Raw genomic sequence first — 12,445 nt, 5'->3', positions numbered from 1 at the left:
GCGACCGCGACGCTCATCACGGTCGTCAGGAACAGGATGTAGACGAAGTGGCCGGTGAACGGAACGAGCCCGAACACCGGAAAGACGATCGACAGCACCGCGAGGTGCCAGATGAAGATGCCGTACGACCATCGGCCCACGGCGAGAGCGAGCGGACTCGCGAGGTAGCGGTGGGTGGACGTGTCGGACAGCACCAGCGGGGCCATCAGCGCGAAGCTGATGACGGCGCCGAGCGCCATCTTGACGGCGTACTGCCACGGTTCGGGACGCACCAGCCCCTCTGGGCCGGCGAGGTCGGTCGCGGTGAGCGCGAATGCCACTGCGGCGACGAGAAACATCCGGACGCGATGATGCGCCCAGCGGTGCATCCGGCCGGGCGGACTCACCGCCAGCTCGGCGAGCAACATCCCCGCCCCGAACCAGGGCAGGTACCCCGGCAGCCAGTTGTCGTGATGAATGCCACCCGGCGTCGACACCGGCACGAATGCCCACGTCAGACTCACCGCGATCAACGCGAGAATCGCCGGAACCCGCAGCCGCGCAGCCGGACCCCGCAACCGGACCAGCGCGAACGCCAGCAGCGGAAGCACCAGGTAGAAGGCCACCTCCACCGACAGACTCCACATCTGGGTCAAACCGTCGGTGAGCGTGAGGGGCACGAACACCTGCACGAGACCGAGATTCGCCCACCACGTGCGGTAACTCGCGTTCGCGGTGGGCAGGAACGTCAACACCACCGCCACGGCGACCCAGTACGCGGGCAGGATGCGCGTCGCCCGCGAGATCCAGTACCGGACGATTCCCTGGGCGGGGCCCATCCCCCGCGCCGCCCCGGCATGGCTGCGCCACAACAGAAATCCGGACAGGGCGAAGAAGACCGCCACCGCCAGATCGAATCGTCCCCAGATGCGCCCGAGAACGGGCACGTGCGTCGCACCGGTCTGGAACGCGACGTGTGTCACGAGCACCCCCAGCGCCGCGAGACCGCGCATTCCCTCGAGTGCGGGAATGAAACTGCGCGGCGGTGCGGTCGTGCTCATGGTGGTGGCCGAGGTGCTCATCACCAACAGTGTGCCTGGTCCGGGGGCTGTGACGGAAAACTCCGTTCGAGTCACTTCGCTGGCGAACGGCCGATGCGTTTACTATCCGATGGGGCAAATGCGCATTCGAGACTGTTAGTGTTTTGCCTCACGTGGTGTCGATGTGGGCTCCATGCGATCCGTGCAGCCGTGCTGCCGGTGGGGGAATCTCAATCGACAGAATTGGGTTAGGAGAGAAAGCATGGCGGAGCGCTCAGGGCCGAGCCGGATACTTGCTTGCATTCTGGTGGGCCTCGGTGCCTTCCTCTTGGCCGTCGCCATTCTCATTCCCACCTACACGGTGGGCAAATTGGAGAAGACGCCCTTGGACCTCGAAGTGACCACGATCGCCGAAGGTTCCGGCAGCGTGCTCAACTCGCAGGCTCTTCTCGCAGGCAAGGCCGAAGTCAACACGAACGTTCCACTGGTGTCACAGCGCTACGTCACCACCGAAGACCCCGCGGACGCGGACGTCGTCACTCTCCAGGCGGGGCAGACGCTGCGGCGCACCGACAAGCAGGGCGACACCGGACTGCTGTCCGCGATCGTCGACCGCAACACCGTCGACCGCAAGACGTCGATGCCGACCAACGATCCGGTGGGCACCATCCAGACGCAGCCCAACCAGCCTGCCGAGGAAGTTCCGCGCGACGGACTGCAGTACAAGTTCCCGTTCAACTCGGAGAAGCAGAGCTACCCCTACTTCGACCTGAGCGCGCGCGCCACCCAGGACATCAACTTCGTCGAGGAGACGGAGATCAACGGCCTGAAGGTGTACCACTACAACCAGACGATCGATCCGGTCGACCTGTCGAAGGTGGTCAGCTCGCCCACCAACAAGCTGACGCTGCCCGCCGAGGCGTGGGGCGTCCCCGGTGGCACCCTCCCCGTCACGATGACCCGCTGGTACACCAACGTGCGTGACCTGTGGGTCGAGCCCGAGACCGGTGTCGTCGTCAAGGGCCAGGAGCAGCTGCACCAGTACTACGCCCGCAACAAGGACAAGCCGGAGATCGACGTCCTGAAGGTGGAACTGCCGTTCAACGAGCAGACCATCGAATACCAGGTCCAGCAGGCCAAGGACGGCATGGACAAGATCAGCACGTTCGGTCGCACCGTGCCGATCATCGCCGGCATCCTCGGCGTCATCGCCCTGATCGCAGGACTCGTCCTGGGTCTGCGCGGCGGCAAGGGCAGGCAGCCCGCGCACACCGCCGGCGACGACTACCCGCCGAGCGACGGTGGCCGCCACGTCGACCTGGACAAGTCGGAGGCTCCCACCGAGCAGCACGACTGGACCACGGACAAGACGGAAGAGATTCCCGTGCAAGATCCGCGCAGGTACGACGAGCGCTAGAGCTGTAGAGCCGGACGCCACGTAGTCCGGTGCGAAGGGGACCTCGGTAGTGCACCGAGGTCCCCTTCGTCGTTCCCAGGGGGCGGCCCGTGCGGTGTCGCCCGATGTCACATCGGGCGCGGGGCATCACGCCGCGCGCTGCGCACGGCGAGGACGCTGGCAACCAGTGCGGTGCTCGACGCGACCGTCACGGCGACGGCGATGAACTGGCCGATCGTGGACGCGAGGGTCAGCATGCCGGTCATCTCGACGGCGAGGCCGATCCAGGCGATCACGGCGAGGTGCGTCCGCTCCCCCGCGATGGCGGACAGCAGGGCACCCTGCAGGACGGCCAGGCAGGCACCGTGGAGCGCGAACAGCCACAGCAGCGACTGGACGGGCTGGTACGCGTCGCCGACGAGGAGCGGAACGAGGGGGGCGGCCACCGCGACGCCCGCGACGAGTACCGCACCGAGTCCGACGAGGACGGCGAGCGCCGATCGGATCGCCTGGGCGGAGTGCGCGGGATTCGCCATCCGCGGATAGAGCACCACCCCGACTGCCTGCGGCAGCCAGAACGCGGCCTTGGTGGCGACGGCGCCCAGCGCGTACAGGCCGGCGTCGTCGTTGCTGAGCACGATCCGGGCGATCACCAGATCCATCGACGACAACGCGATCAGCGCCAATTGCACCTGCGACGCCTTCAGTACGGCCGCGACACCGATCCGGGTGCTCGACTCCCCGGTGATCGCGGAATCGGCGAACAGGCGCGCACACAGGGCCACCAGCCCCGTGCCGACCGCACTGGCGGCGAGGGCGAGCCCCGGCCCGGCGCCGACGGCCAGCACCACGACCGCGGGAACGACCTTCGCGACACCGGCTGCCGCGAGGACGACGCTGAGCGGACCGAACCGTGCCGCGCCCTGCAGCAGTCCCTGTTCGGTGGCGAGCAGGACCAGGACGGGTGCCGTGATGAGCGCCGAGAACGTGGCGAGCATGCCGGTGTCGAGGGCCCACGACACGAGGGGTGCGAGCAGCATCGCCGCGACCGCGACGATCACCGCGCAGCGGTACCCCAGCAGGCGGACCGCGCGGGCTCCCTTGCCCCGGACCACCTCGCGGGCGACGACGGTCTGCAGCGCGAGGGCGGGGACGGCGAGGACGAGTTGAGCCGCGAGCAGGCTCGCGAACTCCCCGTAGCCGGCCGGGCCGAGCCAGCGGCTCGCCGGCAGATGCAGCAGGTAGGACGCGATGTTCGCGATCATCGAGCCCGCCGTCACCATCGTCACGCCGGCGACCGCCGAGCTGGTGAGGGTCTGGCGTGGCATGCGCCCCATGATGCACTACGTGCCGTGCGAGCCGGGTCGATGCACCACGTATCGTGACGGCCCATGACCGCCCGGCGCCGAGCACCGTTCGTCGCGCCGGTCTACAGCCTCCTTCTGGCATTGCTGATCCTCGGGCCGCTGCTCGGTCCGGGCTATCTGCTGTTGCGGGACGCGGTCAGCACTCCCCGCTCGTACCTCACCGACTCGGCGCTCGGCCTCACGGACGCCGCCGCGCGGGCCGTGCCGCAGGACGCTCTGCTCGCGACGCTGAGCGTCGTGGTCGACGGCGGCGTGGTGGTGAAGGCGATTCTGCTGCTGGCGCTGTGGGCGGCGGGCTGGGGCGCGGCGCGGATGGTCCGCACCGTGCTGCCGACGGCGGGGCTCGGACCGCAGCTGGTGGCCGCGACGGTGACGGTGTGGAACCCGTACGTCGCCGAGCGACTGCTGCAGGGCCACTGGAGCCTGCTGACCGGGTACGCGGCGCTGCCGTGGACGGTGTGCGCGGCGGTCACGATTCGACGGGGTCACCGCCGGGGATGGTTCGCCCTGGTGGCCTGCCTCGCCGCGGCCGGTCTGACACCCACCGGGGCGTTGCTCGCCGCGGTGACGGCGGTGGCCGTCCTCGCGCTCCCGGGCGGACGATCGGCCGCGTGGCTCCGGGTGACGGGCGCGCTGGGCTCGTTCGTCGTCGCGAGTGCGCCGTGGCTGGCGGCCACGGCACTGGCCGGCGGCGGCGGGGACGGCTCCGATCCCGCGGGGGTCGCGGCGTTCGCGGCGCGGGCCGAGCCGGGGCTGGCGACGCTGGGCAGTCTCGCCGGACTCGGCGGCGTGTGGAACGAGACCGCCGTCCCGGACACCCGGACCACACCGTTCGCTCTCGTCGGAACGCTTCTGTTGCTCGGGGTCGTCCTGTGCGGACTCCCGGCGCTGTGGCGGCGGCGACGGCATCCCGTGGTGGCCGCACTGTCGGCGCTCGCGCTGGTGGCGGTGCTGCTGCCCACACTCGGCGCGACCGCGTGGGGACTCGACGCCGGCCGCTGGCTGGTGCAGAACGTCCCCGGCGCGGGATTGCTCCGGGACGCGCAGAAGTGGGTGGCGCTCGCGGCGCCGATGTATGCGCTCGCCGCCGCGGTCGCGGTGCTGCGACGCCCCGGCACGTGGTCCGTCTCGGCCGTCCTGGTCGTGCTGCTCGCCCTCCCCGACCTCGCGTGGGGCGTCGGGGGCGCGCTGCGCCCGGTCCACTATCCGCCGTCGTGGCAGCAGGTCGCCGCCGAGATGGAGCACGAGTCGGACAACGGGGACGTCGCCGTGCTGCCCACCGGCATGTTCCGCAAGTTCTCCTACAGCGGTGCCGCTCCCGTCTTGGACCCCGCCCCGAGGATGCTGCCGGACGACGTGCTGCAGACGGGCGAACTGGTGGTGGCGGGTGGCACGGTGGAAGGCGAGGGGTCCCGGGCGCAGCAGGTGGAACGGGTGCTGCTCACCGGCGGTTCCGCCGCCGAACTCGCGTCGCTGGGCGTCCGGTGGGTCCTGGTCGAGCGCGACACGCCCGGGCCGCGCGGCGAATCCGCGACCACCCTGGCCGGTCTGGAGCGACAGTTCTCGGACGGGCATCTGGAGCTGTATCGCGTCGGCGGCGACGTCGCGCGGCACGAGGCGTCCGACCGGGTGCGTGCGACGGTGGTCGCGGCCCACGTGCTGTGGGCGCTGCTGCTGGCCGGCGGTCTACTCGGCGCGTGCGTGCTCGAGGCCCGGACGCGCCAGCGCCGGCGACACCAGCCCTGACGTCCGCAGGCCCGCGGCCGTGGCCGCCAGCACCTCGTGGACGCCGTTACCGGTGTGCTTCCAGGAGAACTCACCCGCGCGAACCCGCGCCTTCTCCCCGAGAACCATGCGCGTCTCGGGGTCGAGCAGGAGGGCGTTGACGGCCGCGGTCAGTTCGCCGACGTCGGCCGTCGCCGCTTCCGCATTGCCGACCAGCACACCGGTCACGCCGTCGACGATCGAATCCGTCAGCCCCTTGGAACTGCGGTAACCGATGGTCGGGACCCCGTGCTGGGCGGCCTCGATGACGGCCAGACCCCAGCCCTCCTTGCGGGACGGCATGACATGCACCCAGGACTGCGACAGCAACTGGTGTTTACGGGTTTCGTCGACGTGCCCGTGGAACGTGACGGCGTCGCCGATGCCCAGTTCGTGCGCGCGGTCCCGGAGATTCTGCTCCCACCAGCCGCCACCGATGACGTCGAGGTGCACATCGGAGATAGTCGGACGCAACGACGCCACGGCCTCGAGGGCGTCCTCGATCTGCTTGTGCGGCACCAGCCGGGACAGGACGCACACGCTGGGGTGCGCGGTCCGGGTGTCGGCGCCGCCGATGTCCACGCCGGCAGGAATGTCGTCGGCGCCGTTGCGTACCACCGCGATCCGTTCGCGCTCGACGCCGAGTTCGACGAGTTCGTCGGCGGACGGCAGCGACACGGTGAGGTACTGGTCGTCCCGGTGGGTGCGCGGCGACAACCGTGATTCCACCCACCAGCCGATCTTGCCCATCAACCGGCCCGCCACGGGCCACTGCTCGCGATGACAGTGATGCACGAGAAGCGTCACGGGTGCACCGGCGACGACGCGGGAGAAGAACGGGATGCCGTTCTGGGTGTCGATGACGGCGTCGGGCCGAATGCCGCGCAGCGGTCCGAACCCGAGCCGGCCCGCGGCGATCGCGGCGAGGGCGCGAGGGTAGACGCTGTACCGCCCGCCCGCCCGGCTGATCTCGATGCCGTCGACGGTCTCCTTCTTGGGGGCGCCGCGGTAACCGGCGGTGCGGAGGGTGACCTTGATTCCCCGCGCCGCGAGCTGGGCGCCGACCTCCTCGAGGTACCGCTCACTGCCGCCACCCTGCGGGTGACCGGTGTCGCGCCAGCAGAGCAGCAGAACCTCTCGCACGTTCATATACTCCTGTGGTCGGTGCGGTACATGTGGTCTCGGGGCGGGCGTTCCGCGCTGTAGTCCCCGAACACCCTATCGGTCGTGTTCGACCGGATGTTGCAGCCACCGCGAACGGATTGCGGCCCCGGCGGCTGCACTCGCTAAGGTTCAGTCTCGTGACGACGCCTCCCGTGACCCGGCGATTCGGTCGACGGGCAACCCTGAAGCGGTCGTTCGGCCTGCTCAGCGACTTCCGGCACGAACAGACCGCACCCGACCTGTTCTACGGAGCCCTCGCCCGCGACTCCGTCGAACTGATCGGCGACCTGTACGGCGGCCTCACCGAATCGGATCTCACCGGGACGACGGTCCTGGACGTCGGCGGCGGGCCCGGTTACTTCGCGGACGTGTTCCAGCAGGCCGGCGCCCGGTACATCCCGGTCGAGCCGGATCCGTCCGAGATGCATGCCGCGGGCCTCGCCGTGGGCGGCGCGGTGCGCGGGTCGGGGTTGGCGCTGCCGTTCCGGACGTCGTCGGTGGACGTCTGCTTCTCCTCCAACGTCGCCGAGCACGTCGGTGAACCGTGGGCAATGGCGGACGAGATGGTCCGGGTGACGAAACCCGGCGGCCTGATCGTGCTGTCGTACACGTTGTGGTGGGGCCCGTTCGGCGGCCACGAAACCGGGCCGTGGCATGCACTGGGCGGCGAGTACGCGGCCCGTCGCTACCTGCGCAAGAACGGCCGCGAACCCAAGAACCGCTACGGCGTCTCCCTGTTCAAAGTGGGTGCGGCCGACGGGCTTCGGTGGGCCCGGCGCGCCCCCGACGCGGACTTCCTGGCGGCCTTCCCCCGGTACCATCCGCGCTGGGCGTGGTGGATGGTGCGCGTCCCCGGACTGCGGGAGTTCCTGGTGAGCAACCTCGTTCTCGTGATGCGGAAGCGCTGACCGTGGTCGCGCTGGCTCTCGACATCGGCGGCACCAAGATCGCCGCCGGGATCGTCGACGCGGACGGCACGGTGCCGCATCCGGCGACCACCCCCACGCCGGCGACCGGAGTCGCGGACGCGTGCGCCGCGCTGCTGCGGGAGGTTGCGGGAGCAGCGACGATCACGTCGGTCGGCATCGCCTGCGCCGGACCGGTCGACACGGTCGCCGGCACCGCGTCACCCATCAACATCGACGAGTGGTCGGGCGGCTTCGGCCTGGTCGGCTTGGTGCAGGAACTTTTTCCCGGCGTCCCCGCGAGGCTGGCGATGGACGGCGCCGCCGCCGCTCTCGGCGAGCATCACCGCGGTGCCGGGCGCGGCGTCCCCGACCTGCTGAGTCTGGTGGTGTCCACCGGCATCGGCGGCGGAGTGGTCCTCGGCGGCCGCATCGCCACCGGCCGGACCGGCAACGCCGGACACATCGGTCACCTGGTGGTCCCCGGCGGAACCGAGCCGTGCACGTGCGGCGGGGTGGGGTGCCTGGAGACGGTGGCGAGCGGACCCTCGTCCGTGCGCTGGGCCCGATCGCGGGGATGGCGCGGCACGACGGGCGTCGAATTGGCGAGGGCCGCCGCGGACGGGAACGACGTCGCCGTGGCCGCCCTCGACCGCGCGGGGACCGCACTGGGGCAGGCCATCGCGTCCGCGGCAGCCCTCCTCGACGTCGACCTCGCGGTGATCGGTGGCGGATTCGCGCAGGCCGGGCCCGCGTTGTGGGACCCGATGCGCAGGGCCGCCGCCCGCCACGCCCGGTTGTCGTTCGTCGCGGATCTGCGGGTGGTCCCGGCGGAACTCGGCGCCTCCGGAACCCTCGTCGGGGCGGGAGTCCTGGCCGTCGACGAGGGCTGACGCAGCGGGATCTCCTCACCTGTTCCGAAATTCTGTAACGTGTTCTAGTGTTCAGGGTCACACCACGTTCAGGAGAGGAGGTGACCGTGAGCACGAGCACTGCCCGATCCGCCGACGACTCCGATCACTCGTCCGAAGTCGCTCGGCCCACTGACTCCCGCCGCGATCCGGAGGTGCTGCGAGAGGCACTGCAACGCTGGCTCGCCGCCCAATTGCCCCGCGACGCCGCACCCGAGGTCACGCACGTCCATCTCCCCGACGCCAACGGCATGTCGAGCGAGACGATCCTGTTCGACGCCACCTGGTCCGGCGAGGTTCATCCGCTGGTCGCGCGGGTCGCGCCTGCCGACACGACGATGCCCGTCTTCCCGGAGTACGACCTCGACGGACAGTTCCAGGTCATGGCACAGGTCCGCGAGCACTCCGCCGTCCCGGTCCCGGTCGTCTACTGGTCCGAATCCGATCCCGGTCCGCTGGGCGCCCCGTTCTTCGTCATGGCCCGCGTCTCCGGGCAGGTCCCGCCGGACGTGATGCCCTACAACTTCGGGTCGTGGGTAACGGAGGCGACCGAGGAGCAGCGCGCCCTGCTGCAGCACAGTGCGGTGAATGTGCTTGCGCAACTGCACGACATCGACCGGCCCTGGGAGCGGTTCGCGTTCCTGCAACTGCCCGGCTCCGGCCCCACCGTCACCGAGGCGCTCGCCGCGCACATCCGGCAACAACGCGACTACTACGAGTGGACGACGCTGTCAGGCCCCCGGTCCCCGCTGATCGAACGCGGCTTCGCATGGATGGAGGACAACCTCCCGGACGACCCTTCCCCCGCCGTCTTCTGCTGGGGCGACGCCCGCATCGGCAACATGATGTTCGAGGACTTCCGGCCCGTGGCCGTACTCGACTGGGAGATGGCCACACTCGGGCCCCGCGAACTCGACCTGGGCTGGATGACGTATCTGCACCGATTCTTCGAGGACATCGCCGCGTCAGCCGGACTCGACGGGATGCCGGACTTCCTGCGCCTCGACGACCTCGCCGCCCTGTACGAGGAGCTGACGGGTCACACGCCCCGCGATCTCGAGTACTACACCGCCTACGCGGCGCTGCGGCAGGCCACCATCATGCTGCGGATCCAGGAGCGCGCCATCCACTTCGGGCAGGCCGTCGCTCCGGAGGACCCGGACGACATGATCATGCACCGCGCGTCGCTCGAGGCAATGCTCGACGGCACGTACTGGGAGAAGATCCGATGACCGCCGACTACGCGGGAAACCCGCTCTCCCCGATGGACGACTACCCCATCCATCAGGTGGCCGAACCCATCCGGCGTGTCGCCACGTCCGATCGCAACTTCTACGACCGCTACTACTTCAACTGCTATCCCTCGGCCGAGTCCGACCTCTTCCTCATCATCGGTCTCGGGCAGTACCCCAATCTCGGCGTGACGGACGCGTTCGCGGTGCTCCGCCGCGGCGACGACCACATCGTCGTCCGCGGGTCGGCCGCGCTGGGTCACGACCGCGCCGTCAGCACCGTCGGGCCGTTCCGCGTCGAGGTCCTCGAGGGTCTGCAACGCTTGCGGGTGGTGCTCGAGCCCGGCGACTACGACCTGTCCTTCGACCTCACCTTCGACGGCGCGATCCCCGCGACGCTGGAGCCCCGCCACTTCCGCAGGCAACTCGAGCGCGTCACGTTCGACACGAGTCGCTTCGTCCAGACCGGCTCCTGGGCAGGCGAACTCACGATCGACGGGCAGAGCCGCCCCGTCACCCCCGACACCTGGCGCGGCAACCGCGACCGGTCGTGGGGAGTGCGCCCGGTCGGCGAGTCCGAGCCGCCCGGGCGACGCGCGGTCGACGGGATCCAGAACTTCTTCTGGATCTACTCGGTGATGCAGTTCGACGACTATTCCGTCTCGGTCGTCCTGCAGGAGGACGAACTCGGCAGGCGCATTGTCGAGGAAGCCGTCCGCATCTGGCCGGACGCCGACCGCGAACCCGAATGGCTGGGCCGACCCGAACACGAGCTGAAGTTCGAACCGGGGACGCGAGACGTCACGTCGGCGTCGCTGAGTTTCCACCGCCCGACCGGCGAGGTCGTCACCGTCACCTGCGACCTCCTGGTACCCAACTACATCGGTATCGGCACGGGGTACGGCCTCGAAGCCGATTGGCGTCACGGCATGTGGCAGGGCGAACTCGTGGTGCAGGGACTGCGCAAACGAGCGTCCGAGATCGAACCGGGACTCCGGATGTTCTGCCCCGTCGACAATCTCACCCGCTTCCGACTCGAGGACGGCGGCGGGACCGTCGTCGGGACAGGGCTGTTCGAGGTCGCGGCGATCGGCCCACACGCACGATACGGATTCGACAGTTTCACCGACACCGCCTCCTGACCGGGGGGACGACACGAGGAATGGACTCATGACCGACTACGACAAGCTGTACATCGGCGGCAAGTGGGTGGCCCCGGCCACCGATCAGGTGCTCGAAGTGTTCTCCCCGGCAACCGAGGAACGCGTCGGCAGCTGTCCCGTCGCGTCGCCGGCCGACATCGACGACGCCGTCGCCACGGCCAGGCGCGCATTCGACGAAGGCCCGTGGCCGCAGACCACTCCTGCCGAGCGCGGCGAGATCCTCGCGAAGGCGGCGAAACTCATCGAGGAGCGCGGCGACGCCCTCAACGCGCTGATCTCGTCCGAGATGGGTCAGCCGCCCGCGATGGTCGGGATGATGCAGCAGACACCGTCGCTCGCGACCCTCAACTTCTACGCCGGTCTCGCGAACGAGTTCGAGTGGGAGCAGACCCGCACCGGCGCGTTCGGACAGACCAAGGTGCTGCGGGAGCCCGTCGGCGTCGTGGCCGCGGTCCTCGCCTGGAACGTGCCACTGTTCCTCGCCGTCAACAAGCTGTCCCCGGCGCTGCTCGCGGGCTGCACCGTCCTGCTCAAGCCGGCACCCGAATCCCCGCTCTCCACACACCTTCTCGCCGAGATCTTCGCCGAGGCGGGGGTCCCCGAGGGTGTCATCTCCGTCCTGCCCGGCGGCGCCGAGACCGGCGAATACCTGGTGTCGCATCCCGGCATCGACAAGATCACGTTCACCGGCAGCAGTCCCGTCGGCCGCAAGATCGGCGCCATCGCCGCACAGAACCTCAAGCGCTGTTCCCTCGAACTGGGCGGCAAGTCGGCGGCCATCATCCTCGAGGACGCCGACCTCGCGGCCACGATGCCGATGCTGGTGATGTCCGGGCTCATGAACACCGGGCAGGCATGCGTCGCGCAGACCCGGATCCTCGCCCCGCGCTCCCGTTACGACGAGGTGCTGGACGCCCTGGTGGCGGGTGCCGGATTCATGACCGTCGGAGATCCGTCCGACCCCGCCGCGCAACTCGGACCCCTGATCTCCGAGAAGCAGCGCGACCGCGTCGAGGGCTACATCGCCAAGGGCAAGGAACAGGGCGCCCGCGTGGTGCTCGGCGGCGGCCGTCCGGAAGGCCTCGACAAGGGCTGGTACGTCGAGCCGACGATCTTCGCGGACGTCGACAACTCGATGACGATCGCCCGCGAGGAGATCTTCGGACCCGTCCTGTCCGTGATCCCCTACGACTCCGAGGACGAGGCGATCAAGATCGCCAACGACTCCGACTACGGACTCGCCGGCTCGGTGTACACCACCGACATCGATCACGGTCTCGCCGTCGCGAAGCAGATCCGCACCGGCACCTACGCCATCAATTGGTACGCATTCGACCCCGGCTCACCGTTCGGCGGCTACAAGGCCTCCGGCATCGGTCGTGAGAACGGACCGGAAGGGCTCGAAGCGTTCTGCGAGACCAAGTCCGTCCTCATGCCGCCCGGCTACACGGGGTAGGCGGCTTCGCCGCCCGTGAGTGGTTGACGAGTCCAGGGACTCCTCGACCACTCACGGGCGCGCAGCGC

The 12,445-nt window shown here is 69.6% G+C and carries 9 protein-coding genes and 1 pseudogene; 7 read left to right on the top strand and 3 right to left on the bottom strand.

The window, feature by feature from the left end; genetic code table 11:
- Window positions 1-14: 14 nt before the first annotated feature.
- Window positions 15-1,040 (bottom strand): annotated as a pseudogene (locus PSR88_RS26425) (acyltransferase family protein); the annotation flags it as partial.
- A 241-nt stretch (window positions 1,041-1,281) separates the two neighbouring features.
- Here PSR88_RS26425 and PSR88_RS26420 point away from each other — a divergent pair.
- Entirely contained in the window at window positions 1,282-2,436 is a 1,155-nt protein-coding gene (locus tag PSR88_RS26420; RefSeq protein ID WP_011597403.1) for a DUF3068 domain-containing protein, read from the top strand.
- Window positions 2,437-2,543: 107 nt separating this feature from the next.
- Here PSR88_RS26420 and PSR88_RS26415 read toward each other — a convergent pair whose 3' ends face one another.
- Window positions 2,544-3,743 (bottom strand): polysaccharide biosynthesis protein, encoded by a 1,200-nt coding sequence (locus PSR88_RS26415; RefSeq protein WP_029539568.1) that lies wholly within the window; start codon window positions 3,741-3,743, stop codon window positions 2,544-2,546.
- 63 nt (window positions 3,744-3,806) lie between these two features.
- Here PSR88_RS26415 and PSR88_RS26410 point away from each other — a divergent pair, with 63 nt between their 5' ends.
- Window positions 3,807-5,528: a hypothetical protein gene (locus PSR88_RS26410; protein ID WP_016883792.1), complete on the top strand. Its 1,722-nt coding sequence runs from the start codon at window positions 3,807-3,809 to the stop codon at window positions 5,526-5,528.
- On the opposite strand, the gene PSR88_RS26405 is transcribed toward PSR88_RS26410, so the two are convergent.
- The gene (locus PSR88_RS26405; protein ID WP_011597400.1) at window positions 5,469-6,689 is read right to left on the bottom strand and encodes a glycosyltransferase family 4 protein; all 1,221 of its coding nucleotides are present in this window, start codon (window positions 6,687-6,689) and stop codon (window positions 5,469-5,471) included. The genes PSR88_RS26410 and PSR88_RS26405 overlap by 60 nt on opposite strands.
- A gap of 173 nt (window positions 6,690-6,862) precedes the next feature.
- Here PSR88_RS26405 and PSR88_RS26400 point away from each other — a divergent pair, with 173 nt between their 5' ends.
- The 5 genes from PSR88_RS26400 to PSR88_RS26380 all read left to right on the top strand — a co-directional run bounded on the left by PSR88_RS26400 (window position 6,863) and on the right by PSR88_RS26380 (window position 12,377).
- Window positions 6,863-7,618, top strand: a complete 756-nt coding sequence (locus PSR88_RS26400; protein WP_029539569.1) for a class I SAM-dependent methyltransferase — start codon at window positions 6,863-6,865, stop codon at window positions 7,616-7,618.
- 2 nt (window positions 7,619-7,620) lie between these two features.
- A complete protein-coding gene (locus PSR88_RS26395) occupies window positions 7,621-8,508 on the top strand; it encodes an ROK family protein (protein ID WP_016883795.1) in 888 nt (295 codons plus the stop codon).
- 80 nt (window positions 8,509-8,588) lie between these two features.
- On the top strand, window positions 8,589-9,758 hold the full coding sequence (locus PSR88_RS26390; protein ID WP_016883796.1) for a phosphotransferase family protein: 1,170 nt from the start codon (window positions 8,589-8,591) through the stop codon (window positions 9,756-9,758).
- Window positions 9,755-10,900 (top strand): hypothetical protein, encoded by a 1,146-nt coding sequence (locus tag PSR88_RS26385; RefSeq protein ID WP_011597397.1) that lies wholly within the window; start codon window positions 9,755-9,757, stop codon window positions 10,898-10,900. Before PSR88_RS26390 ends, PSR88_RS26385 begins: the two co-directional genes overlap by 4 nt.
- Before the next feature lie 28 nt (window positions 10,901-10,928).
- Complete coding sequence (locus tag PSR88_RS26380) at window positions 10,929-12,377, top strand: aldehyde dehydrogenase (RefSeq protein WP_011597396.1); 1,449 nt, start codon at window positions 10,929-10,931, stop codon at window positions 12,375-12,377.
- Window positions 12,378-12,445: the final 68 nt, after the last annotated feature.

Source organism: Rhodococcus sp. DK176, assembly GCF_038447315.2.
GTDB classification, from domain to species: Bacteria; Actinomycetota; Actinomycetes; order Mycobacteriales; family Mycobacteriaceae; genus Rhodococcus_F; species Rhodococcus_F jostii_A.
The sequence above is the reverse complement of the archived record's forward strand: the minus strand, read 5'-3'. Positions and strand labels throughout refer to the sequence as shown.

Excerpts from the sequence above, each read along its gene's own strand:
- PSR88_RS26420 (WP_011597403.1), top strand. The coding sequence starts at position 1,282 with ATGGCGGAGCGCTCAGGGCCGAGCCGGATACTTGCTTGCATTCTGGTG.
- PSR88_RS26415 (WP_029539568.1), bottom strand. The coding sequence starts at position 3,743 with ATGCCACGCCAGACCCTCACCAGCTCGGCGGTCGCCGGCGTGACGATG.
- PSR88_RS26410 (WP_016883792.1), top strand. The coding sequence starts at position 3,807 with ATGACCGCCCGGCGCCGAGCACCGTTCGTCGCGCCGGTCTACAGCCTC.
- PSR88_RS26385 (WP_011597397.1), top strand. The coding sequence starts at position 9,755 with ATGACCGCCGACTACGCGGGAAACCCGCTCTCCCCGATGGACGACTAC.
- PSR88_RS26380 (WP_011597396.1), top strand. The coding sequence starts at position 10,929 with ATGACCGACTACGACAAGCTGTACATCGGCGGCAAGTGGGTGGCCCCG.